At 59.5% G+C, this 22496-nt stretch carries 19 protein-coding genes; 3 read left to right on the plus strand and 16 right to left on the minus strand.

Features of this window, described 5'->3' with window-relative positions:
• Positions 1-132 precede the first annotated feature (132 nt).
• Positions 133-2457, minus strand: coding sequence for a peptidoglycan glycosyltransferase PbpC (pbpC, locus tag BWI76_RS21105; RefSeq protein ID WP_064371610.1), 2325 nt, complete (start codon positions 2455-2457; stop codon positions 133-135).
• The gene (locus tag BWI76_RS21110; RefSeq protein WP_064371611.1) at positions 2458-7404 is read right to left on the minus strand and encodes an alpha-2-macroglobulin family protein; all 4947 of its coding nucleotides are present in this window, start codon (positions 7402-7404) and stop codon (positions 2458-2460) included.
• A gap of 208 nt (positions 7405-7612) precedes the next feature.
• Between BWI76_RS21110 and sseA the strand changes: the two genes are divergently transcribed.
• Complete coding sequence (sseA, locus tag BWI76_RS21115) at positions 7613-8458, plus strand: 3-mercaptopyruvate sulfurtransferase (RefSeq protein WP_024359354.1); 846 nt, start codon at positions 7613-7615, stop codon at positions 8456-8458.
• A gap of 32 nt (positions 8459-8490) precedes the next feature.
• On the opposite strand, the gene sseB is transcribed toward sseA, so the two are convergent.
• The 11 genes from sseB to trmJ all read right to left on the minus strand — a co-directional run bounded on the left by sseB (position 8491) and on the right by trmJ (position 17356).
• The gene (sseB, locus tag BWI76_RS21120; protein ID WP_004136447.1) at positions 8491-9267 is read right to left on the minus strand and encodes an enhanced serine sensitivity protein SseB; all 777 of its coding nucleotides are present in this window, start codon (positions 9265-9267) and stop codon (positions 8491-8493) included.
• Positions 9268-9363: 96 nt separating this feature from the next.
• Positions 9364-10650, minus strand: a complete 1287-nt coding sequence (gene pepB, locus BWI76_RS21125) for an aminopeptidase PepB (protein ID WP_049085713.1) — start codon at positions 10648-10650, stop codon at positions 9364-9366.
• A gap of 107 nt (positions 10651-10757) precedes the next feature.
• On the minus strand, positions 10758-10958 hold the full coding sequence (gene iscX, locus BWI76_RS21130) for a Fe-S cluster assembly protein IscX (protein ID WP_004104502.1): 201 nt from the start codon (positions 10956-10958) through the stop codon (positions 10758-10760).
• A gap of 1 nt (position 10959) precedes the next feature.
• Positions 10960-11295 (minus strand): ISC system 2Fe-2S type ferredoxin, encoded by a 336-nt coding sequence (gene fdx, locus BWI76_RS21135; protein ID WP_004104503.1) that lies wholly within the window; start codon positions 11293-11295, stop codon positions 10960-10962.
• A 1-nt stretch (position 11296) separates the two neighbouring features.
• On the minus strand, positions 11297-13147 hold the full coding sequence (hscA, locus tag BWI76_RS21140; RefSeq protein WP_049100577.1) for a Fe-S protein assembly chaperone HscA: 1851 nt from the start codon (positions 13145-13147) through the stop codon (positions 11297-11299).
• A 15-nt stretch (positions 13148-13162) separates the two neighbouring features.
• The gene (gene hscB, locus BWI76_RS21145) at positions 13163-13678 is read right to left on the minus strand and encodes a co-chaperone HscB (protein ID WP_004104505.1); all 516 of its coding nucleotides are present in this window, start codon (positions 13676-13678) and stop codon (positions 13163-13165) included.
• Positions 13679-13751: 73 nt separating this feature from the next.
• Positions 13752-14075, minus strand: coding sequence for an iron-sulfur cluster assembly protein IscA (gene iscA / locus BWI76_RS21150; protein WP_002913979.1), 324 nt, complete (start codon positions 14073-14075; stop codon positions 13752-13754).
• A 19-nt stretch (positions 14076-14094) separates the two neighbouring features.
• A complete protein-coding gene (gene iscU / locus BWI76_RS21155) occupies positions 14095-14481 on the minus strand; it encodes a Fe-S cluster assembly scaffold IscU (protein WP_002913991.1) in 387 nt (128 codons plus the stop codon).
• A 26-nt stretch (positions 14482-14507) separates the two neighbouring features.
• Positions 14508-15722 carry a cysteine desulfurase gene (gene iscS / locus BWI76_RS21160; RefSeq protein ID WP_004134936.1) on the minus strand — a complete coding sequence of 405 codons (1215 nt, stop codon included), beginning with the start codon at positions 15720-15722 and terminating at the stop codon, positions 14508-14510.
• Between the two features lie 177 nt (positions 15723-15899).
• Complete coding sequence (gene iscR, locus BWI76_RS21165; protein ID WP_004104510.1) at positions 15900-16391, minus strand: Fe-S cluster assembly transcriptional regulator IscR; 492 nt, start codon at positions 16389-16391, stop codon at positions 15900-15902.
• Positions 16392-16624: 233 nt separating this feature from the next.
• Positions 16625-17356: a tRNA (cytosine(32)/uridine(32)-2'-O)-methyltransferase TrmJ gene (gene trmJ, locus BWI76_RS21170; protein WP_004134934.1), complete on the minus strand. Its 732-nt coding sequence runs from the start codon at positions 17354-17356 to the stop codon at positions 16625-16627.
• A gap of 120 nt (positions 17357-17476) precedes the next feature.
• Between trmJ and suhB the strand changes: the two genes are divergently transcribed.
• Positions 17477-18280, plus strand: a complete 804-nt coding sequence (suhB, locus tag BWI76_RS21175) for an inositol-1-monophosphatase (protein ID WP_024359357.1) — start codon at positions 17477-17479, stop codon at positions 18278-18280.
• A 54-nt stretch (positions 18281-18334) separates the two neighbouring features.
• On the opposite strand, the gene BWI76_RS21180 is transcribed toward suhB, so the two are convergent.
• Both BWI76_RS21180 and BWI76_RS21185 read right to left on the minus strand, forming a co-directional pair.
• Positions 18335-19315, minus strand: coding sequence for a nickel/cobalt transporter (locus BWI76_RS21180; RefSeq protein WP_064371612.1), 981 nt, complete (start codon positions 19313-19315; stop codon positions 18335-18337).
• Positions 19306-19944: a DUF1007 family protein gene (locus BWI76_RS21185; RefSeq protein WP_004134929.1), complete on the minus strand. Its 639-nt coding sequence runs from the start codon at positions 19942-19944 to the stop codon at positions 19306-19308. The genes BWI76_RS21180 and BWI76_RS21185 overlap by 10 nt, the downstream gene beginning before the upstream one ends.
• 124 nt (positions 19945-20068) lie before the next feature.
• Between BWI76_RS21185 and csiE the strand changes: the two genes are divergently transcribed.
• Positions 20069-21346 (plus strand): stationary phase inducible protein CsiE, encoded by a 1278-nt coding sequence (gene csiE / locus BWI76_RS21190; RefSeq protein WP_004134927.1) that lies wholly within the window; start codon positions 20069-20071, stop codon positions 21344-21346.
• Here csiE and BWI76_RS21195 read toward each other — a convergent pair.
• Positions 21343-22476, minus strand: a complete 1134-nt coding sequence (locus BWI76_RS21195) for a 3-phenylpropionate MFS transporter (protein ID WP_004134925.1) — start codon at positions 22474-22476, stop codon at positions 21343-21345. The two genes, csiE and BWI76_RS21195, sit on opposite strands and share 4 nt — an antisense overlap.
• Between the last annotated feature and the right edge of the window lie 20 nt (positions 22477-22496).

Consider the following 22496-nt stretch of genomic DNA (forward strand, 5'->3'; position numbering starts at 1 on the left):
CGCAGATGAGACCGATAAATACGGCGCGAATTATAATCATCATCTAAGGCGGTTGCCTATGTGTTTAGGTAACATTTTTTTAAAAAAAAGCGACCTTAAACAACAAATCCGGCTAATTCAGGCAAGTTCTGTTTATTGCACGGTGAAGTTAGCGGCAACAATCTGCCCCGCCTCATCCATCACCACTAGCTGATAACTATCGGGGCGCTCAAGGTTAAGGATGGCGCTGGCGCCTTCCGCGGTCAGCGGTTCGCCGTTCAGAAACCACCAGCGCCGCCCTTCCCCGCCGGTCGTTTGCAGCGGCAGCATCACCTTCAGCTCGCCGGGCAGACGTTTAACCACCGCGCCTTCACGGATGCCGGATAGCACCAGCGGGGCGGCATCGACGGTTTGCACCGGCGGGCAGTCCGCCGAAACCGCCGGCAACCTGGCGCGACGCCGTTCGCCCGCGGGCAGCCAGGGTTCAAGCGGCAGCGGCCAGACGTCGAGGCTTTTCGCCACCGCGCCTGGGCAATCTGCCGCCACCCGCTCCCCTTTCTCATTCAGCCATACCGGAAAACGAATCCCGCGAATCCCCTCCTGACCAGGCAGCAGCAGGGTCGGCGGCTGGCTCTCGTCGAGCAGCCAGGTTGCCAGCCGTCGGCGGCAGTTCGCGTCGCCCGCCGCTAAATTCTGCCCGCCGGGCCAGCACACGGTCCCGGCGCTGACCGACGACGGGCGAGGATCGGCCGGTAATCCGCCGCGGCTCATAGCCGGTCGCGCCAGCAGCAGATTATTGACCTGATTCAGCAGCGGCACCGCGCTGACGAAGCCAAACTGTCCGACGACCGGCGTGCCGTCGGGCCGTCCGGTCCAGATACCAATCAGATAGCGGGCATTCACGCCGATCGCCCAGGCGTCGCGATAGCCGTAGCTGGTGCCGGTTTTCCACGCCAGCGGCACCACCTTCACCAGCGACGCATCGGGCACCGGCTGCGCTTCGCCGGCCAGTATGCGCCGCACGATCCACGCGGCCCCCGGCGACAGCAGCGGCCTCTCAACCAGCGGCGAGTCCGGCGTGATGCGCAATTGTCCCGCCTTGCCGTGGCGGGCGAACGCGCTGTACGCCGCCACGATATCCGCCAGACGCGCGCCGGCGCCGCCGAGGATCAGCGATAAATTCGGCTCCGCGCCAGCGGGCAGCATCAGCGGCAATCCGGCATTGCGTAGCCTGGCGGCAAAACGCTTCGGTCCGTAGGCCTCCAGCACCTGCACTGCCGGAAGGTTCAGCGAGCGAACCAGCGCGTCGCTGGCGCTCACCGGCCCGTGAAACCCGCTGTCAAAGTTGCCCGGTCGGTAGTCGCTAAAGCGTCGCGGCACGTCCTGCAGTAATGAGGCCGGATGGATCAGCCCCTCATCCAGCGCCATACCATAGACAAACGGCTTCAGTACCGAGCCGGGGGAGCGGATCGCCGAGACCATATCAATATGACCAAAGCGGCTATCATCGCCAATATCCACCGATCCTACCCAGCCGCGCACCTTCATATTGGTATGGTCGACCACGATCATCGCTAAAGAACTGCGCGGCGGCAGGCGCGATTTCCAGTTCAGCGCCAGATCTTCCAGCTGCCGCTGTAGCCCGGCATCCAGCGTCGTGACCACCTTCTCTGCGCGACTGCTCGCCAGCGCGCGGCGGGCAAAAAGCGGCGCCAGCTGCGGCATCTGCCGCGGAAACAGCCAGACGGGCTCTTCGAGAGCTTCTCCCACCGGCTGCGACGGCCACACGCCCTGGCTTTCCATTCGCAGCAGGACTTTATCGCGCGCCGCCTGCGCCCGCTCGGGCCAGCGGTCCGGACGTAAGCGGCTCGGCGCCTGCGGCAATACCGCCAGCAGCGCCGCTTCGCCGTAGCTTAGCTGCGCGGGGGGTTTACCCAGATAGGCCCAGCTGGCCGCGCCGATCCCCTGCAGCGTACCGCCGAACGGCGCGCGGTTGAGGTAGAGCGTGAGGATCTCGCTTTTTGACAGATGCCACTCCAGCTGCAGCGCTCGCCATAGCTGCCGCAGCTTGCCGCCAAAGGTGCGGGGATGAGGATCGAGCAGGCGCGCCACCTGCATGGTGAGGGTGCTGCCCCCGGAGATCACTCTGCCGGAAGTGAGATCCTGCCAGGCGGCGCGAGCGATCGAGAGCGGATTGACGCCGGGATGATCCCAGAACCAGCGATCTTCATAGTGGATCAGCGCCTGTAAATAGCGCGGCGAAACGTCGGCCAGCGTCACCGGATAGCGCCAGACGCCCTGCGCATCGGCAAAGCGCCACAGCGGCGTGCCGTCTTCCGCCACCACCACTCTGGCAGGCGTAACCTCATGCAGCGGCAGCGGCCATAGCCGATCGGCCGCCAGCAGCAATAGCCACAGCAAAAAAATAAACGCCGCCAGCCCGCGCCAGCGGCGTTTTATACGCTTCAATACCCGCATTTAGGGCGCAACGGTTAGCGGTCCGCTGGCCGCGCCGGTTGCCCGCCACTGCGGCACGTACATTGACTCGACCTGCGGCTGCGGTACCTGATAAGTGCCCGGCGTCACCGCGCGCGCCAGATAAACCAGCGTCACCGGCTGGCCTTCATTGATAGCCACCGCGGCGACGAAGCGATCGTCGCGAAACTCAATGTGCTGGATATCCGCCTGCTGCATCTGGTTAAGCAGATTCTGCACCGCTTCGCCATTTTCCTGCAGGCTGGCGCTGCTGTTAGCCAGATTCTGGTTTTCCAGCTCCAGCCCCGCCGGGAGTAAATCCACTACCAGCGCGTCCGGCACGTTGCGTTTGGCCGTGACTTCCAGCTTCACCAGCACCAGTTCGCCGCTGCGCAGCGAAGCGAGCGATTTCTGCTGGCCCTGGGTATCGAAAATTTGCCGCTCGATTCCCAGCACGTTGCCTCCCGGCTGCGGAGCGCTCTGCGGATATCCGCTGCTGTCGAGGCGAAGCCACAGCGCCTGCTGGCCGGTGTTGGTGACCTGCAGCGCCGCCAGCTGGTCGCCGGTCAGGTTGCGGGTTTGCGCTTTATCGCCGGAGAGCGGTTCGGCCTGCACGGAGGTTTGCGCCTGCCAGCTGCCGGGACGGTCCTGCAACGTACGCCCGGCCAGGAACAGAGCATTACTCTCCTGCGTCGAAAGCCAGCGCTGGCCGTATGCCTCTTCCGCCAGATTGCTGAGCAGCGTATTTTGCGCTTCCGGCAGCAGTTTATTCTCCTCCAGCAGCGCCAGCTTCAGCGCATCGTCGCGCAGCTCGCTGCCGTAATCGCCGAGCCAGCGTTTCGCATCCTGGCGCGGCGTGGCCATCGCCAGCTTCAGGGCCTCGTCGCCGCGCGGCGCATCGCCCATCAATTTCAACGCTACGCCCAACTGCAGCAGCGGCAGACCGGAACGCGCCTGGTCGTGACGACTCCAGATCTCGCGCAGCGCGCCGAGCGGTGCTTTCTGCTGCCGGGCCAGCACCAGCGCGGCATAGGCCTGAGCGGCAAAGCGGCTGGCCTGGGCATCATCGCTATAGCGGACGGTCATCAGCCCCGGCTCCTGTAAATAACGCAGCAGACGCTGGTTACCGCTGTTGACGGCGTTAGTCGGGACACTGTAGCCCTGCTCGCCCGCCCGGACGAGGAAGTCCATCGCGTAGGCCGTTAGCCAGTACTCCTCCGGACCCTCTTTATCCCACAGGGCGAAACCGCCATCATCGCGCTGCATCTGCAGCAGGCGAGAAATGCCGATATCCACCGCCGCGCGTCGTTTTTCATCGCTATCGCCGCTGATACCCAACGCTTTAAGCTGGACGGCGTTGGTATAGAGCGACGGGAACAGCCCGCTGGTGGTCTGCTCCAGGCAACCATAGGGATAGGCTTTCAGGTCGCGAATATAGCGCGCCAGGTTCAGCGGCGGCTTGCCGCTGAACACCAGCTGTCCCTGCAGCGTCGCCGGCGAGAAGCCCTCGCTTTGCGCCGCCGGAGCCTGCCAGCTTTCGCCTGGTTGCAGGACGGCGCCCGAATTGACAGTTTGCGCCGGGAAAGCCGGACGCACGCCGAGCTTCCACTGTTTTTGCATTGGCGTGAACGTTTCACCTGGCAGGTTCACGCCGCTGATGATGGCATTCACCTGACCATCGCCGAAACCTTCATGCGCGCGGACGGGTACAAACAGGGTGCTGCGCGCGCCGGGCGCCAGCTGCACCGACGGTATTTCTCCCCCTTCAAGCTGCAGCAGACCGCTGGCGGCCAGCGCAACGTTGAGGGTTTGCGGCTTATCGGTCAGGTTACTGAGATCCAGCGCCAGCCGCGTGGTATCCCCGCTGGCGAGGAAGCGCGGCATGTTCAGCTCGGCAATGACCGGCGCAGCCACGATCGTTTTCCCTTCGCTGCTGCCAAAATCGTCAGCGGTCCACGCCTGGGCCATCACCCGCAGTTCGCCGTTAAAGTCGCCAATCGGCAGAGTCACCGTCCCTTCGCCTTTCTCATCCAGCACCACCGGCTGCGCCTGCTGGGCGATAATCGTCACGTGGTTAACCGGCGGTTTGCCGCCGCGCTTAAGTTCATCACCGTCGCCGCCGAAGCGCAGGCTGGCGAGTCTCCCCTGCCCTTCAATCACCTGACCATAGATATCGTAAATATCGGCCCCGTAGCGTTTCTGGCCGAAGAAAGCGTTCCACGGGTCCGGCGTCGCGTAGTCGGTAATATTCAGTACCCCGCTATCCACGGCGGAGAGCAGCACGTTAACCTGTTTCGGCATCTCGCCTTCTTTGACGCTGGCCTTAACCTTCACCGTCAGCGGCTGGTTCGGGCGCATTTTAGCCGGCGCCTCCAGCGCCATATTCAGACGACGATTTTCGTCGCCGAGCGGCAGGTGCAGCAGGCCCACCGCCCGTTTTGGCGTCGCGGAGCGGGATTTATCCCCCGGACGAATAACCAGCGCGCTGAGGTACAGGTCGTGACGATTCCACGCTTTATCCACCGGGATCGATAAGTCCATCCCTTCCGCCGGGACGTCAATCTCCTGCCACCACAGCGGCCCTTCGCTTGATTCCACCAGCGCATAGCCTTTACCGGCTGCCGGCGCGGCGATATGCAGCTTGATGGTATCGCCCGGTTTATAGGCCGGTTTATCCAGCTTCATGGTGACGCGGTCCGGACGCGCCGCCCCCTGGCCGTCGCTGTTATCCTGCCAGCTGTATCCGGCCCAGAAGCGCACGCTGCTGACCACATCATCTGGCCCTTTGACTTCCAGGCGATAAGAACCCCACTCGACCGGGAAGCTCACTTTCGCCGTTTGTCCGGCTGAAATATCCAGCGACTCCTCGCCTTCCTGAAGATCTTTTTGATCGAACTGCGACTGCCAGCCTTCGCTATCGGACCAGTTCCAGTAGTAGTCGCGGCGTTCGCGAATTAACCGCACCTGTAGCCCGGAGACCGCCTTCTTCTCACCTTTCGCATCGGCATACACAATCTCAAACGCGGCGGCGCCGTTTTCATCCACCACCGGCTGCTTGACGGTGCTGTCGGTGCGATAGTCATAAACCTCTTTCAGGGCAAATTCTGGCCGGATACCCGGTAGCGTATCGGCAGGCCAGATTGGCTGTCTGACGGTGCGCGTGACCGGACGTCCGCCGGACTCCAGCAGGCTGGCCTGCAGGATCACCTGCAGCGGAGAGCGGCTCTCCTGCCACTGGCTGGCGGCGGTGACTTCCGCATGGCCCCGATCGTCCAGCGTGGTCTGTACTTCATCCAGGCTGCGGGAAAGGTTCTCTTCGGCAATGTCGCCAAACTGGAAGCCCGGCAGCGCGGGCACGGCGTCGCGCAGCGGACGCAGGAACAGTTTGCCCTGCAGCGAGTTGCCGCTGGCCGGCGCGCCGTACAGATAAGCACCGGTCACCGCAAAGCTAACATCCGCAGCCGGAGAGACGGGCGCATTTTGCGGCGTGAGATTTAGCGCCATACGCTCAGGCATAAAATCTTCGACGTGAAAATCCCACTCGCGCGGCTGGTTGTCGCCGGTGCTGGCGCGAATGTGCCACATCCCGGTCGCCGCGCCGCTATCAAGGGGATAAGTAAACTGGTACAGGCCGTTAACCGGTTTGCTGACCGTCGAACGAATGACCTGGCCGTTCGGCTGCACCACTTCCAGCTTCACCGGCTGCTCGGGGAGCGGTTTACCGTCGCTATCGCGCAGTAAAGCATTGAGGATCACCGTTTCGCCCGGACGATAGAGATCCCGCGGACCAAACATAAATAGCTGCTTGCTGAACCCCGGCGCGCCGGCAATGGAAAATTCAGCCAGGTCCAGCGCCGGGAGTTTGAGATCCAGCAGGGTGGTTTGCCCGTCCTTACGCGCCAGCAGCAGCGCCGCTTCTTTGTCCGTTTGCAGCGTCACATGGCCCTGGCCGTCGCTCTTCGCCTGCGCCAGCGTCTGCCCTTTGGCGTTCAAGAGCTGAACATCGATATCGGACTGCGCCGCGCCGTTGTCCAGACTTTGGGTAAAGACATCCAGCCGGTTGTGGTAACGGTGCGCGGATACGCCGATATCGCTGAGGGTGAACAGCGTCGCGGCGTTGCTGTAGCTGTAGCGGCCCGCCTGGTTCATCACCGCGATATACACGCCCGGCTCCTGCAGCGGTTTGATATCCGCCAGCGGCAGCAGCAGTTTTTCACGCGTATTACGCGCGGGGTTGAGGTCAAAACGGCCGGTATAGACCAGATCGGCCATCTTCAGCAGCTCGTCCGACTCCCAATTGCTCAATGAATTACGGTATTCCCATTGGCTGACGAAGGCCGAAAGTGATTCCGGTTTAATACGGAAAAAATTGACGTCGACGTTATCGACATTCAGCGCCATCACCGGCAATCCGGCCACTACTTTCCCCGGCAGCAGCGAGCCGCGGCTGGCAAAGCCGATGCTCGGGGCAATATCGCGGGTGGTAATGGTTTTTTCAAAGCTGCTGTCAAAGGTCGCTTTATTCAGCGCCGCCAGGGTTGGATCTACCGATACAATCAGCTCGCGTTTTGGCTCAAGATGGCGAAGCCGCAGCTCTTTCAGGTTAGGCGCCAGCTCCCAGGCCCCATCAACTTTGCCGCTTTTTTTATCGACCAGATGTACGCTACGGGAGAAATCCTGGTCCGGCTGCAGAGGGATTGAGAAGGTCAGCACCATCGTCGACGCGCCGTCGAGCTGTACTTCCGAGGCATCCAGCAGCGTTAGCGCTTTGCCTTTGCTTTTTTCCGCCAGCGCCGCCAGCTGGCTGGCATCCGGCTTCGCGCTAGCTTTATCCGTCGCCGCAGACGCCGCGGGCGTAGCTGCCTGCGGTTTGCCGCTGTCGTCGCAGCCGGTCAACGATAGCGCGGTGAGCAGCGCCAGAGATAGTGCCGCCAAACGAAATGGTTTCATCCTTCTAACCCCTCGGCCCGCAGGCCGGATACATTAAGTGAACACATTATTATGCGTTAACAATATCATTACCAACAGCGACGAGAATAGAATCAAACTCCCGAGAGTGAATCATCCGTGATACGGTCGCCACTCTGGGATCCATAACTTGTCACTCTCCCGGAAAACGTCGACAATTCACTCTTGAACAATAAAAAAGGAGACGCCGATGTCTACCTCGTTTTTTGTCGCTGCCGACTGGCTGGCGGAACATATTGATGACCCGGAAATCCAGATTATTGACGCCCGTATGGCTCCGCCGGGACAGGAACAGCGCGATCTTAACGCTGAGTATCAGGCGGGCCATATTCCCGGCGCCGTTTTTTTCGATATCGAAGCCCTCTCCGACCATACCAGCCCGCTGCCGCACATGATGCCGCGCGCGGAGGCGTTTGCCGTCGCCATGCGCGAACTGGGCGTCAGCAGCGATAAGCATCTGGTGGTATACGATGAAGGCAATCTCTTCTCCGCGCCGCGCGCCTGGTGGATGCTGCGCACCTTCGGCGTTGAAAAAGTGTCTATTGTTGCCGGCGGCCTCGAAGGCTGGCGTCGCGATGAGCTGCCGCTGGAGCAGGGCCTCCCTGAACTGCCGGAAGGTGATTTTGACGCTCGTCTCGATCCGCAGGCGATCAAGCGTCTGACCGATGTGCTGCTGGTCAGCCATGAAGGATCGGCGCAGATCGTCGATGCTCGCCCGGCCGGGCGTTTTAATGGTCAGGTGGCCGAGCCGCGCCCGGGTTTGCGCAGCGGGCATATTCCCGGCGCGCTAAACGTCCCCTGGAGCGAACTGGTGATTAACGGCGAACTCAAAACCACCGATGAACTGAACGAGATTTTCGCTCGCCAGGGCGTCGACTTTGAGCAGCCGATTATTGCCAGCTGCGGATCCGGCGTGACGGCGGCGGTCGTGGTGCTGGCGCTAACCACGCTGGGCGTTAACGGCGTCAGCCTGTATGACGGCTCATGGAGCGAATGGGGCGCGCGGACGGATTTGCCGATTGAACCGGCGCAGTAGACAAAGCAACGGGGGCGTAAGCCCCCGTTCGGTTAGATAATGCGATTGTGCTTAAAGTCACGCAGGAAGCTGCCCCAGCGTTTTTCATAGAACGGCGTAATGTGGGCAATCATAAAGTGGCTAATCCCCTTTTCACCCTCCACCACCTGGCAGATATCAATCGGCTCGTCGCCGGGAAGCGTATCGGTCGCAACGCTGCCGGTGGCCTGAATCACCGCCTCAATATCGCCTTCCGCTTCAATACCAATCAGCAGGTTGGCCGGGGCATCGGCGCTGTCTTTAATAGAGCATAAAAACGCGCGCTTCACCGTTTTCAGCGTCTTGAACAGCGTGGTCAGCGAGTCCACCATCTGCGCGGGCGGTTCGGCAACCTCAGACAGCAGCAGCGACTCGCCGCCCTCAAGCACGGTCTGGGTACTGAGCGGGCTGCCCTCTTCCCCCAGCAGATGGCTAATTTCTCGCGGCGCAAACTCTTTGCCAGTAGGGAGTTTGGCATTGAGATAGAGCGTTTCGCCCAGGGTCATCGCGAACAGCGTGCGCACCGGCATCACCACGAAAGACTGTTCGTCCTCAACGGCCTGCTGCAGCGCTTCCAGCGAGGTGAAAAAAGGAATAACCGATGTGCCATCATCTTTTTCCCAGTGCAGCAGGTCCAGTACGCTATCTTCCACAACCTGCTCGCCCTGAGCGGCGGCTCCCGGCACCCAAACGGTGGCTTCGAGCAAAGTACGGAAAAACGCCGGACGGTGGCCTGGCTCGGTCGCCGCCTTCTCCAGCAGGGTTTCTAGCTCATTTTTAGTTTCGGACATAGTTTCGCTACTTCAAAATCGCCCGGCGGCGCTGCGCTCGCACGGGCCCACGAGTTTTGTCGGTCGGGTAAGCGCAGCGCCACCCGGCAAAATCCATTACTCTGCCGTCAGCAGGTTGGCAATGGTGCGCACGCCGAGGCCGGTCGCGCCCGCCGACCACTGCTCAACGGCAGATTTACGGTAGGTCGCCGAACAGTCGATATGCAGCCAGCCCTGGTGATAGTTCTCCACGAAGTGGGACAGGAAGCCCGCTGCGGTGCTGGCGCCCGCAGGATAGGCCGCGCTGCCGGTATTGTTCAGCTCGGCGAAGTTCGACGGCAACTGGCCGCGGTGGAACTCAGCCAGCGGCAGACGCCAGAAGGCCTCGTTTTCAGCCTGCGCGCTCGCCAGCAGGCGATTCGCCAGACCATCGTCAAAGCTGAACAGCGCGTGATAATCATTACCCAGCGCGGTTTTCGCGGCGCCGGTCAGCGTGGCGGCATCGATAATCAGCTCAGGCTTTTGCGCAGAAGCATCGATCAGGCCGTCAGCCAGCACCAGGCGACCTTCCGCATCGGTATTCATGATTTCCACGGTTTTACCGTTGCGATAGTGAATAATATCGCCAAGTTTAAAGGCGTTGCCGCTAATCAGGTTATCGGCGCAGCACAGATACAGCTTCACGCGCTTATTGAGGCCGCGAGTGATGGCAAACGCCAGCGCGCCGGTCACCGTTGCCGCGCCGCCCATGTCGGACTTCATCGAGTCCATAAAGGCGCTCTGCTTGATGCTGTATCCGCCGGAGTCAAAGGTGATGCCTTTACCGACCAGGCAGGCGTACACCGGGGCTTCTTTATCGCCGGTTGGGTTATAGTCCAGCGCCAGCAGGACCGGCGGGCGCTCGGAGCCGCGACCGACCGTGTGCAGGCCCAGGTAGCTCTGCTCGCGCAGGTCTTCACCCTTGGTGATACGATAAGAGACGTTATCGCAGGCCACGCTGCACAGCAGGTCTACCGCACGCTGCGCCAGCTGTTCCGGCCCCAGCTCTTCCGCCGGGGCGTTAATGGTGTCACGGACCCAGTCAATAATGGTCAAGCGGTTATCCAGTTCGCTTTTCTGCGCATCGTCGAGGGCCGGCCACTCCACTTTGCGGCTGCCTTTCGGCCCCTTATAACCCGCCCAGAACGCCCATGCGCGGTCGGTGTCCCAGCCTTCGCCATCAAGCGCAACGTGTTTGATGCCCATGCCGTCAATTTTTCGCGCCGCGCGCTGAATCAAACCCAGGTCGTCTTTGCCGTTCAGGTGCAGGGCGATGCCGTCGTTATTAATGCTGTAAGACGCTTTTTCTCCCCAGCGCGCATCGGCTGGCTGAGCGGTAAGCGTAATTTTCATAGCTTCGGTCATTATCATTATCCTTCTTAGCAAACGGGCCGCCGTATGGCAGCCCGTAAAGTTCTTTCGCCCGTTGATTTATCCGGCTTATAACCACCGGGTAAATCATAACGCGAAAATTATTCGGCTTCGTCTAACCAGACTAGCAGAATCGCCTCAAGAATTTTTTCATTGGATGCGTTTGGATCGTCATCAAACTCTTCCAGGTCGCATATCCACTGATGCAGATCGGTGAAGCGAACGGTTTTCGGGTCGAGATCCGGGAAGGCGTCGTACAGCGCTTCGCCGATTTCGCGACTATCGGTCCATTTCAGTCCCATATTAATGCTCGCGTGCGTGGTTGATGGTGTAACGCGGAATTTCGATGACCAAATCTTCGTCAGTCACCCGCGCCTGGCAGCTCAAACGGCTGTCGGGCTCAAGCCCCCAGGCCTTATCCAGCATGTCGTCTTCATCTTCGGTACTTTCCGCCAGCGAGTCAAAGCCTTCACGCACGATGCAGTGGCAAGTGGTGCAGGCACAGGATTTTTCGCAGGCGTGTTCAATCTCAATACCGCTACGCAGCGCAGCATCAAGAATGGTCTCACCGGTCTCAGCTTCCACAACTACGCCATCCGGACACAGGTCCTGGTGGGGCAGAAAAACAATTTTTGGCATTTTAAACCTCGTCCACGGATTGGCCTTTCAGCGCGATACGGACCGATTGATCCATACGACGTGCGGCGAATTCCTGGGTTTGTGTGTCGATATTTTTAATCGCTTCTTTGATTGCATCGGCATCATCGCCTGCCGCAGCGGCGCGCACTTGCTCCGCGGCGTCATCGATAGCCTGACGCTCTGCGGCGCTTAACAGCGCGGCATCGGCGGCCAGCGCGCTGACCAGACTTTCCAGTACGCGCGCGGCTTCAACTTTTTGCTCGGCCAGCATGCGCGCCTGGACGTCCTGTTCGGCGTAGCTCATCGAATCTTTAATCATGCTGGCGATCTCGCCATCGGTCAGACCGTAGGACGGTTTCACCTGGATAGAGGCCTCGACGCCGGTCGATTTCTCCATCGCCGTCACGCTCAGCAGGCCGTCGGCATCCACCTGGAAGGTGACGCGAATATGCGCCCCGCCCGCCGGCAATGCCGGAATGCCGCGCAGCGCAAAACGCGCCAGGGAGCGACAGTCCTGCACCAGCTCGCGCTCGCCCTGCATGACGTGGATAGACATCGCCGTCTGACCATCTTTGAAAGTGGTGAACTCCTGCGCGCGCGCCACCGGAATGGTGGTGTTGCGCGGGATAACCTTCTCCACCAGACCGCCCATGGTTTCCAGCCCCAGGGAGAGCGGGATCACATCGAGCAGCAGCAGTTCGCTGTCCGGCTTGTTGCCCACCAGAATATCCGCCTGAATCGCCGCGCCGATGGCGACGACTTTATCCGGGTCGATAGAGGTCAGCGGCGTACGGCCAAAGAATTCGCCGACGCGCTCGCGCACCAGCGGCACGCGGGTCGAGCCGCCCACCATCACCACTTCCAGCACCTCTTGCGCCTCAACGCCGGCGTCTTTCAGCGCGCGACGGCAGGCCAGCAGAGTGCGTTTGACCAGCGGTGCGATCAGATCGTTAAACTGGCTGCGGGTGATTTCCCCCTGCCAGCCGCCGACATTCACCCGCGCCGTCTCGGCATCGCTGAGGGCGATTTTCGCCGCGATCGCCGCATCGAGCAGCTCGCGCTGCAGGCGGTTGTCGCTGCGATCGCTCAGGCCAGCCTGCTCGCGCAGATAATCGGCCAGCAGGTGGTCGAAATCGTCGCCGCCGAGTGCGGAATCGCCGCCGGTAGCCAGGACTTCAAACACGCCGCGGCTTAAGCGCAGCACGGAGATATCAAAGGTGCCGCCGCCGAGATCGTAAACCGCGATGACCCCTTCCTGACCGGAGTCCAGGCCGTAAGCAATCGCCGCCGCGGTGGGTTCGTTCAGCAGACGCAGCACGTGCAGGCCCGCCAGACGCGCCGCGTCTTTGGTTCCCTGACGCTGAGCATCATCGAAGTAGGCCGGCACGGTAATCACCACCCCGTCGAGCTCGCCCGCCAGCGCTTCGGTAGCGCGCTCGGCCAGCGCCTTGAGGATATCGGCAGAAACGCGAATCGGGTTGAGCAGACCGCCTGGCGTCTGAATCATCGGCAGGCCGTTTTCGCTTGCCTGCAGTTGATAAGGCAGATGCGGGTAGCGGGCCTCGATATCGGCCAGAGAACGCCCCATCATGCGCTTGACCGAGCTGATGGTATTGACCGGATCCTGAGCGGCGTTTTGCCGCGCGTCATAGCCCACCGTCAAACCCGAAGCCTGATAGTTCACCACCGACGGCAGCAAATAGCGCCCTTGACGGTCGGGCAGAGTTTCGGCCTGGCCGCTACGCACGGTAGCCACCAGTGAATTGGTGGTGCCCAGGTCGATACCCGCCGCCAGACGTCGCTGGTGCGGCGCGGCGCTCAGTCCGGGCTCACTAATTTGTAATAAGGCCATAATTGCTTCCGAAAATTAAAAATCGAGCAGTTTTTCTTCGAGTTGTTCCGCACTGCTTCGCAGTTTATCGAGAAAACGCAGCTTGCGCACGGTATCCGCCGCCGCCTCCCACGTCTCGTTATTCAGTTGTTCAACCATCAGCTGATGCCGGGTATCAAATTGCGCTTTGACCCGCTTGATAAAGCTTTCCAGCCGCGCTTCATCCTTCGCTTTGCCTATTTCATCCAGCTCTTCGCGCAGCTCCAGCTGTTCCATCAGGAACGCGGTATCGCGCACGGTGTGCTGCTCGCTGGCGAGATCGAAACCATGAAGCGAAAGGAGATATTCGGCGCGGGTCAGCGGGTGGCGAAGGGTTTGCCACGCCTGATTAATGGTGGCGGACTGCTGCACCGCGGCGAGCTGTTCGGCCGCGCTGCCGCTGGCGAACTTATCGGGGTGATACTGGCGCTGTAGTTCCTGGTACCGGGCAGCCAGGGGTTCTAACGAAAGGGTATAGCTGGCCGGTAACCCGAAGAGGGTAAAATAGTCCATAGCAACCTCAGGGTTAACGAGATAAAGCAAACCCCACGCGCAGCGAGACTACGGTGGGGTCAGGGATAACCGATTACACGTTAAAGCTTTCGCCGCAGCCGCACTCGTCCTTCACGTTCGGGTTGGTGAACTTAAACCCTTCGTTAAGGCCTTCTTTGACGAAGTCAAGCTGCGTACCGTCGAGGAACTGCAAACTTTTGCCGTCGATCACGACCTTCACGCCTTTGTCTTCAAACACGGTGTCTTCTGCCGCTGGTTCGTCAACAAACTCCAGTACATAAGCCATACCTGAACAGCCGGAAGTTCTGACTCCCAGGCGCAGGCCAAACCCTTTACCGCGGTTGGCCAGAAAGGCGTTGACTCGCGCTGCTGCACTGTCGCTTAAAGTAATCGACATAACAAACCTCAACTCTTAATTATTTTGCTTCACGTTTGCTTTTGTAATCCGCAATCGCGGCTTTAATCGCGTCTTCCGCCAGAATAGAGCAGTGAATTTTGACCGGCGGCAGCTCGAGCTCGTCAGCGATATCGGTGTTTTTAATCGCCTGAGCTTCGTCCAGCGATTTCCCTTTTACCCATTCGGTCACCAGGGAGCTGGAAGCAATAGCGGAACCGCAGCCGTAGGTCTTGAAACGCGCGTCTTCAATGATACCTTCATTGTTGACTTTAATCTGCAACTTCATCACGTCGCCGCACGCCGGCGCGCCAACCATACCGCTGCCGACGTTTTCGTCGCTATTGTCGAAAGAGCCGACGTTGCGCGGATTCTCGTAATGATCGATAACTTTTTCGCTGTAAGCCATGATGAATTCTCCTTATTGGTGCCGAATTAGTGATGTGACCATTCAATGCTGTTCAGATCCACGCCCTGCTTGAACATTTCCCACAGCGGTGAGAGTTCGCGCAGACGGCCGATGGAGTTGCGGACCAGATTGATGGTGTAGTCAATCTCTTCTTCGGTAGTAAAACGACCTAAAGAGAAACGAATAGAGCTATGCGCCAGCTCGTCGGTCATCCCCAGCGCGCGCAGCACGTAGGACGGCTCGAGGCTTGCGGAAGTACAGGCTGAACCGGAGGAAACCGCCAGGTCTTTCAGCGCCATAATCAGCGACTCGCCTTCAACGTAGTTAAAGCTGACGTTGAGGATATTCGGCGCGCCCTGCTCAAGGTCACCGTTGAGATAAACCTCTTCCATATCTTTCACGCCGTCCCACAGACGGTTACGCAGGCCGCGCAGGCGGGCCATTTCGCTTTCCATCTCTTCTTTCGCGATACGGTAAGCTTCACCCATACCGACGATCTGGTGGACAGGCAGCGTACCGGAACGCATGCCGCGCTCGTGACCGCCGCCGTGCATCTGCGCTTCGATACGAATACGCGGTTTACGACGCACGTACAGCGCGCCGATACCTTTCGGGCCATAGATTTTGTGGCCGGAGAAGGACATCAGGTCAACTTTCAGCTGGCTCAGGTCGATAGGCAGTTTGCCCACGCTCTGGGTCGCGTCAACGTGGTAAATGATACCGCGGGCGCGGCACATCTCGCCGATGGTAGCGATATCCTGCACCACGCCGATTTCGTTATTCACGTGCATAATGGAAACAAGGATGGTGTCATCACGCATCGCGGCTTCCAGTTCTTTTAAATCGATAATGCCGTTACGCTGCGGGGCGAGGTAGGTGACTTCAAACCCTTCGCGCTCCAGCTGACGGCAGGTGTCCAGCACGGCTTTGTGTTCGGTTTTGCTGGTGATGATGTGCTTGCCTTTTTTCTGATAAAAGTTGGCTGCACCTTTAATCGCCAGGTTATCGGATTCCGTCGCGCCGGAGGTAAAGACAATTTCGCGCGGGTCGGCACCGACCAGCTCGGCAATCTGATTACGGGCGATATCTACCGCCTCTTCAGCCTGCCAGCCAAAACGGTGGGAACGGGAGGCCGGGTTACCAAAGGTCCCGTCCAGAGTCAGGAACTGCATCATTTTCTCGGCAACACGCGGGTCCACCGGCGTGGTTGCGGAGTAATCGAGATAGATCGGTAATTTCATTGCTCTATAAACTCCGTACATCGCTTCAATGCAAGGAATCAGGCAACCGGCTGGATGTACGACCGAGTACACAGGATGGCGGAGCATCCCGGCCTGATTCGAAAATCTTTTTTATCTTTTTGGCTCAGCTCGTTTCATCTTGCAGCCGAATAGCTGCAAGATGAAACTGAACGAGAACTACGCGCGCAGTTTGACGTCAATAGCGTCCTGAGCACGGGTATTACGCTGGGATTCATGGTTGTGCTGACGACCGGAGACATCAAGGATTTCCTGGTTATTCACCAGTTCGCCCAGCGTGATGTTATTCAGAAAACCGGTCAGTCGCTCGCTCAGATCGCGCCACAGCGCGTGAGTAAGACACTTATCGCCGCCCTGGCAGCCGCCTTTGCCCTGACAACGGGTGGCGTCAACGGATTCGTCTACTGCGCTGATAACTTCGCCAACCGCGATGCTACCCGCTTCTTTACCTAACAGATAACCGCCGCCTGGACCACGTACGCTGGAAACCAGACCATTTTTGCGCAGGCGAGAGAACAGCTGTTCCAGATAGGAAAGCGAAATTCCCTGACGCTCTGAAATATCAGCCAACGGAACCGGACCCGATTCAGAGTTGAGCGCAACGTCAAGCATCGCGGTCACGGCATAACGCCCTTTAGATGTCAGTCTCATGTCTTACTTAACCTCAAACTCGCCCCTGCCCGGGCTTTTTATTAATATGGGTATTGCATAGCAAGGCAAGTCTGACATTCCCGAGTAAATTGGTCAACTATTTACTTGACTGTTTTAGTCAGGTATTTGGCTTTCCGTGCCGTTTTACTTAAGCGCGATCTGATGCCCTCCCCCATCGGGGGAGGCGATCGGTAGGCCGGGTAAGCGCAGCGCCCCCCGGCAAACAGACAGCGCTATTCTTTATTCTTCTGCTCAATTGACGCCAGCATACCGCGCAGGATGTTCAGCTCCTGGCTTTCCGGGCGGGCGCGGGTAAACAAACGGCGCAGCTTGTTCATCACCTGGCCCGGATGACTGGCGCGGATAAACCCGGTTGCCAGCAGCGTCTGCTCCAGATGGCCGTAGAAACGCTCTAAATCATCCACCAGTGGATAAGGCGTTTCTTCATGCTCGACGACGGGCTCATTTTGCTCCTGCGCCGCCAGCCATGCCATACGCACTTCATAGGCGATGACCTGCACCGCCATCGCCAGGTTCAGCGAGCTGTATTCCGGGTTAGCGGCAATCGCCACGTGATAGTGACACTTCTGTAGCTCGTCGTTAGTCAGGCCAACGCGTTCGCGGCCAAATACCAGCGCAACCGGCGCATGCTGCGCTTCGGCGACGCTTTTCAGGCCGCATTCGCGCGGATCGAGCATCGGCCACGGCAGCGTGCGGGAGCGGGCGCTGGTTCCGACAACCAGGCTACAGCCCGCCAGCGCTTCATCGAGGGTGTCGACGATGTTGGCATTGCCAATCACGTCGCTGGCGCCGGCCGCCAGAGCGATGGCCTGAGAATCGGGTTTCACCAGCGGATTGACCAGCCAGAGGTTGGTTAACCCCATGGTTTTCATTGCGCGGGCGACAGAGCCCATATTGCCGGTGTGTGAGGTTTCTACCAGTACGATTCGAATATTTTGCAGCATTATGGTTCTTCGGCTAAAGATTATTCGTGCATGCTATCATAAAACGGAGACATAGGCAGATTTCACTGTTACTATATGCGCCGTTTTTTCCCGTTCTTTAACATCCAGTGAGAGAGACCGATGCATCCGATGCTGAACATCGCCGTGCGCGCAGCGCGCAAGGCGGGTAATTTAATTGCCAAGCACTACGAAACCCCTGACTCCGTAGAAACCAGCCAGAAAGGCAGCAATGATTTTGTGACTAACGTCGATAAAGCCGCCGAGGCAATGATTATCGAAACCATTCGCAAATCTTACCCGCAGCACACCATCATCACCGAAGAAAGCGGTGAACACGCAGGTGAAGATCAGGATGTTCAATGGGTTATCGATCCACTGGATGGCACCACCAACTTCGTAAAACGTCTGCCGCACTTCTCCGTGTCCATCGCCGTACGCATTAAAGGCCGTACTGAAGTCGCCGTGGTTTACGATCCGATGCGTAACGAACTGTTCACCGCGACCCGCGGCCAGGGCGCGCAGCTGAACGGCTACCGTCTGCGCGGCAGCAGCGCTCGCGATCTGGATGGCACGATTATCGCCACCGGCTTCCCGTTCAAAGCAAAACAGCACGCGACCTCTTACATGAATATCCTCGGCAACATGTATACCGAATGCGCGGATTTCCGCCGCACCGGTTCCGCGGCCCTGGATCTGGCCTACGTTGCCGCTGGCCGCGTTGACGGCTACTTTGAAATCGCGCTGAAACCGTGGGATTTCGCGGCAGGCGAGCTGATCGCCCGTGAAGCAGGCGCTATCGTCTGCGACTTTACCGGCGGCCATAACTACCTGCTGACCGGCAACATCGTTGCAGGCAACCCGCGCGTTGTAAAAGCCATGCTGGCCAATATGCGCGAGCATCTGAGCGAAGCGCTGAAGCGTTAATCTCTCACTGAATGAAAAGCAAAAAGGAAGCCGCGGCTTCCTTTTTTTATCCCGTTAAAACGGACGCAGGCCGCCGCCCGGAGGTATCGCACTACTCCACATCACGATAGCCGCCGCCAGCAAAATCACGCCGCCGGCCAGCGCCAGCGTCGCCCAGCCTACCTGCTTCCATGGCGCCGGCGCCCGGTTCGCGCTCAGCCTGACCGCCAGTTGACGGAATCCGTGAACCAGCAGCGCCAGCGCGCTAATGGTGAGCGAGGTTCCCGCCGCCATCGCCATCGCGGCCGCCATCCCCCAGCCAAATACGCCGATAACCTTACTGAACAGCAGCACCATAATGGCTCCGGAGCAGGGCCGCATCCCCATCGACAGCACAATCGCCAGCCGCGCCCGCCAGTCATCGCCGCTTTGCAGCTGTTCCGGCGCCGGTAGATGCTTATGCCCGCAGCCGCAGTGAGCGTCATGCACGTGATGCGGGGTAAAAGCGGTAAATTTCGGTCGCCGCAGCAGCATCCGCAGCTTTTTCAGCGCCCGCCAGCACAGCAACAGGCCCAGCGCGCCGACCAGCAGATAGCTTCCCTTTTCCAGCCAGAAGCTGCTCAGGTGCAGCGCTCTTGCCGGAAGACGTAGCAGGGTAAGCACGACCACCACTAAAGCGATGGCCACCAACCCCTGCAGCAGCGAGGCGGCCAGGGTCAGGCCAATGCTGGATTTCAGCTTCGAAGGATGGGTCGCCAGCCAGGTGGTAATCACCACTTTACCGTGCCCCGGCCCCAGCGCGTGCAGGACGCCGTAGACGAAGCTAAACCCCAGCAGCGACAGCCCGGCGGCGGAGGGATTTTCCGCTACCGCCTGCAGAAGCCGGCTTAGTTCAAGATTCAGCGCGCGCTGCCAGACCGCGCTTTGCAGCAGCACCTGCGGCCAGGCCCGCCATAGCCAGAAGCCAGCCCCTGCCGCCAGCAGCAAAAAGAGCGCCAGCGGCCAAAGCTGACGCCAGCGCGGAGAACGGCTGTTTTGAGTAAAAATCAGCGACATTGCAGCGTCACCTTTTGCGCGAAGTAATTCCCCAGTTCCATATCCTCCGGCGGCGCATCCGCTTTATCCAGCGACTGCGCATAGGACAACATTTTTTCATTCGGTTTCGGCGTCATCATGTTTGCCGCGCAGATCGTTTTCATCGCCGCCGGCAGAGCGAAATCAGCGTCTTTGTCATAATACATATCAACGTAATAGGTCGGGTCGTAGGTTGAAAAGGTAAAGGTTTGCCCGGCCAGAGGCTGCGGCTTCGCCAGCGGTAGGGTAAAGGTGAGCACCGCCTGATGGCCGCTGCGCTCCAGGCCATAGCCGTCGGGTCGATTATCAAACTTTACCCGCTGGCCGTTATGCCATAGCTCGCTGAAATAGTGCTGGCCCAGCACGTTCGCCATCACTTCCGCCGCCAGCTTTTTCCAGATTTCGCTACCGGGTTTAGCGTTGCCCGCATCATAGAGCAGATCGGCGGAGGTGATTTCATCCATCGTCCAGCGCATTTTAAAGCCGGTGAGCAGGCCATTTTCCGCCACGGCCTCCGTTTGCAAACTGATGAAACTGTGCGGATGCGCCGCCGCGGATAGCGATAAAAACATGAAAAACGCTGCGCTGACGCATTGTTTCACTCTCTTCATCTGTTCCTCACGTGAAAAATTCTGTGAACCGCGCCAGCAATCCTGATGTAAAAACGCGGGCGTGCCCTGCTCACCCTGAATACATTAACTACGCTTAACGAAAACCCTAACTGGAACTAACCGGATGATGACAGTGATTGAACCACCATCTGTGCTTTCCAGTCCACAGCGCCGTAGCCAGGTGCTCCTGATGTTTTATCTGCCCGGGCAATCCGTGACGCCCGAATGGCTGGGTAGCCTCACTCAGGTTGATGAGGATACCGCCAGGCAGGACATCGCGGAGACGGGACGCGAAATTCAGCGTTATCACCGCTTGACCCTGACTTCACAAGCGGACGGCAGCTATCGGATGGAAGGCGCCGCGCTCGATCAACGCTTGTGCCTGCTGCACGCTCTGCGCCGCGGGCTGCGTCTGTGCCCGCATTTTGTCAGCCACCATTTTACCCCGGCATTAAAAACGCAGCTTAAACAGCAGGGTATCGCGCGCACGCTGTATGACGACACCAATCTCCAGGCCCTGGTGAACCGCTGCGCCCGGACCCTGAACCGGCAGTTTGACTGCCGCGACGTGCATTTTCTGCGTCTTTATTTACAGTATTGTTTACTGCAGCACCACCTTGGGCAGAGCCCCTCTTTCACCCACGAGCAGCAGCGCTGGGCGCAGGCCGCCGCCGAGTTTACCCTCGCGGAGGAGATTGTTCGTCACTGGCAGCGTCGGGTGGCGACGACGCCCCATGCCGGAGAACAGCTGTTTCTGACCCTGCTGTTTATGCTGCTGAAAACCCCCGATCCCATCCGCGACGGGCACCAGCAGGACCGGCGTCTGCATCTGGCCATCTCCGGGCTGATTCACCGCTTTCAGAACCTGGCGGGGCGTCCGTTCAGCGATGAGCAGGGTCTAAGCGATCAGCTCTATATACACCTCTCGCAGGCGCTACACCGCAGCGTTTTCGCTATCGGTATCGATAACGCGTTGCCGGAGGAGATTGGCCGTCTGTATCCCCGTTTGATGCGCACCACTCAGGCGGCGCTGGAGGAGTTCGAAGCCAGCTGGCAGGTCCGCTTTAGCCAGGAGGAAGTCAGTTTAATCGCGGTGATTTTCGGCGCGTGGTTGATGCAAAAAAACGATCTGCAGGAGAAGCAGGTGGTTCTGCTTACCGATGATAATCCTGACCTTGAGCAGTCGCTGGAGCAGCAGCTGCGCGAGTTAACCCTGCTGCCGCTCAATATCAAGTATTTGAGCGTAAGCACCTTTCAGAAAGAGGGCGCGCCGAAGGAAGTGACGCTGATCGTCACTCCCTATACCACGGCGCTACCGCTGTTTTCACCGCCGCTGTTTCATGCCGACGAGACGTTCAGCGCTCATCAGCAGCAGCAGATTTGCAAGATGCTCGAGGCCTAAGCCACCGCTTTTGGCCGCACCACCAGCGCCGGTAAGGCCACCAGCGCCATCACCCAGAAAACGCCCTGGTGCAGATGCTGGTAGAGAAAGCCGGCAAATACCGTCATTACCGCAATGCTGCCGCCCATCGCTACTGCGGAGTAGACAGCCTGCAGGCGGATCACTTCGCTTCCCTGGCGAGCCGCGATATAGCGCATCGCCGCCAGATGGCACACCGTAAAGGTGCCGCAGTGGAGGATCTGCGCGACGATAAGCCAGGGTAGCGCCGTCGTCCAGCCCATTAGCGTCCAGCGAATCACTCCGCACGCCGCGGACAGCAGCAGCAGATCGCGGGCACTAAAACGGCGGAAGACTTTTTTGCTCAGCGCGAAAATCACCACCTCCGCCACCACGCCCAGCGACCACAAATAGCCCACGGCGGAGGCGGAATACCCCGCCTCCTGCCAGTAGATTGCGCTGAACCCATAGTAGGCGGCGTGCGCCCCCTGCAGCAAACAGACGCAGGCGAGGAAGCGCCAGCTTTGCCGCACCAGCGTAAGCCAGGCCGACAGCCCGGCCGCTTCCTGGTGGCGGGATTCCCCCTGCGGCTGCACCGACGGTTTCAGCAGCATGCCGATCAGCATTGACGCGATACCGATGCTGAGCATCACCAGAATCATCCGGTAGTCATACAGGCTGACCAGCTTCCCGGTCAGTGCCGAGCCAATCACGAAAGCGATCGATCCCCACAGGCGCACGCGCCCGTAGTCCATGGTGATCTGCTTTTGCCAGGTATTCGCCAGCGCGTCGGTCAGCGGCACCAGCGGCGAGAAAAAGAGGTTAAAGCCGACGATAATCACCATTAGCCAGGCGACCTGGTGGCCGATCCAAAATGCGAGCGCGAAGAGCAGCGTCAGCAGCGCCAGAATGCGCAGAGAAGAGATAAGACGGGACGGGTCGCTGACCCGCGGGGCAATCAGCAGGCTGCCAAGAAATCGCGACACCAGCCCGGCGCCGAGCAGCATGCCGATCGTTTCCGGCGTCAGGCCAAGTCCGGAAAGCCAGACGCTCCAGAAAGGCAGGAAGATGCCGTAGCTAAAGAAGTAGGTGAAATAACTTAGCGCCAGCCAGCGCGTGGAGTGCAAGACCATAATTCCCTCCCGAATGGAGG

Source organism: Klebsiella sp. M5al, from assembly GCF_002090195.1.
Classification (GTDB): Bacteria; Pseudomonadota; Gammaproteobacteria; order Enterobacterales; family Enterobacteriaceae; genus Klebsiella; species Klebsiella grimontii.

Coding starts and splice junctions, on each gene's coding strand:
- iscA (WP_002913979.1), bottom strand. CDS start 14,075: ATGTCGATTACTTTAAGCGACAGTGCAGCAGCGCGAGTCAACGCCTTT.
- sseA (WP_024359354.1), top strand. CDS start 7,613: ATGTCTACCTCGTTTTTTGTCGCTGCCGACTGGCTGGCGGAACATATT.
- hscB (WP_004104505.1), bottom strand. CDS start 13,678: ATGGACTATTTTACCCTCTTCGGGTTACCGGCCAGCTATACCCTTTCG.
- iscU (WP_002913991.1), bottom strand. CDS start 14,481: ATGGCTTACAGCGAAAAAGTTATCGATCATTACGAGAATCCGCGCAAC.
- suhB (WP_024359357.1), top strand. CDS start 17,477: ATGCATCCGATGCTGAACATCGCCGTGCGCGCAGCGCGCAAGGCGGGT.
- pepB (WP_049085713.1), bottom strand. CDS start 10,650: ATGACCGAAGCTATGAAAATTACGCTTACCGCTCAGCCAGCCGATGCG.
- BWI76_RS21185 (WP_004134929.1), bottom strand. CDS start 19,944: ATGAAGAGAGTGAAACAATGCGTCAGCGCAGCGTTTTTCATGTTTTTA.
- trmJ (WP_004134934.1), bottom strand. CDS start 17,356: ATGCTGCAAAATATTCGAATCGTACTGGTAGAAACCTCACACACCGGC.
- BWI76_RS21195 (WP_004134925.1), bottom strand. CDS start 22,476: ATGGTCTTGCACTCCACGCGCTGGCTGGCGCTAAGTTATTTCACCTAC.
- iscS (WP_004134936.1), bottom strand. CDS start 15,722: ATGAAATTACCGATCTATCTCGATTACTCCGCAACCACGCCGGTGGAC.
- pbpC (WP_064371610.1), bottom strand. CDS start 2,457: ATGCGGGTATTGAAGCGTATAAAACGCCGCTGGCGCGGGCTGGCGGCG.
- csiE (WP_004134927.1), top strand. CDS start 20,069: ATGATGACAGTGATTGAACCACCATCTGTGCTTTCCAGTCCACAGCGC.
- iscX (WP_004104502.1), bottom strand. CDS start 10,958: ATGGGACTGAAATGGACCGATAGTCGCGAAATCGGCGAAGCGCTGTAC.
- BWI76_RS21110 (WP_064371611.1), bottom strand. CDS start 7,404: ATGAAACCATTTCGTTTGGCGGCACTATCTCTGGCGCTGCTCACCGCG.
- sseB (WP_004136447.1), bottom strand. CDS start 9,267: ATGTCCGAAACTAAAAATGAGCTAGAAACCCTGCTGGAGAAGGCGGCG.
- fdx (WP_004104503.1), bottom strand. CDS start 11,295: ATGCCAAAAATTGTTTTTCTGCCCCACCAGGACCTGTGTCCGGATGGC.
- BWI76_RS21180 (WP_064371612.1), bottom strand. CDS start 19,315: ATGTCGCTGATTTTTACTCAAAACAGCCGTTCTCCGCGCTGGCGTCAG.
- iscR (WP_004104510.1), bottom strand. CDS start 16,391: ATGAGACTGACATCTAAAGGGCGTTATGCCGTGACCGCGATGCTTGAC.
- hscA (WP_049100577.1), bottom strand. CDS start 13,147: ATGGCCTTATTACAAATTAGTGAGCCCGGACTGAGCGCCGCGCCGCAC.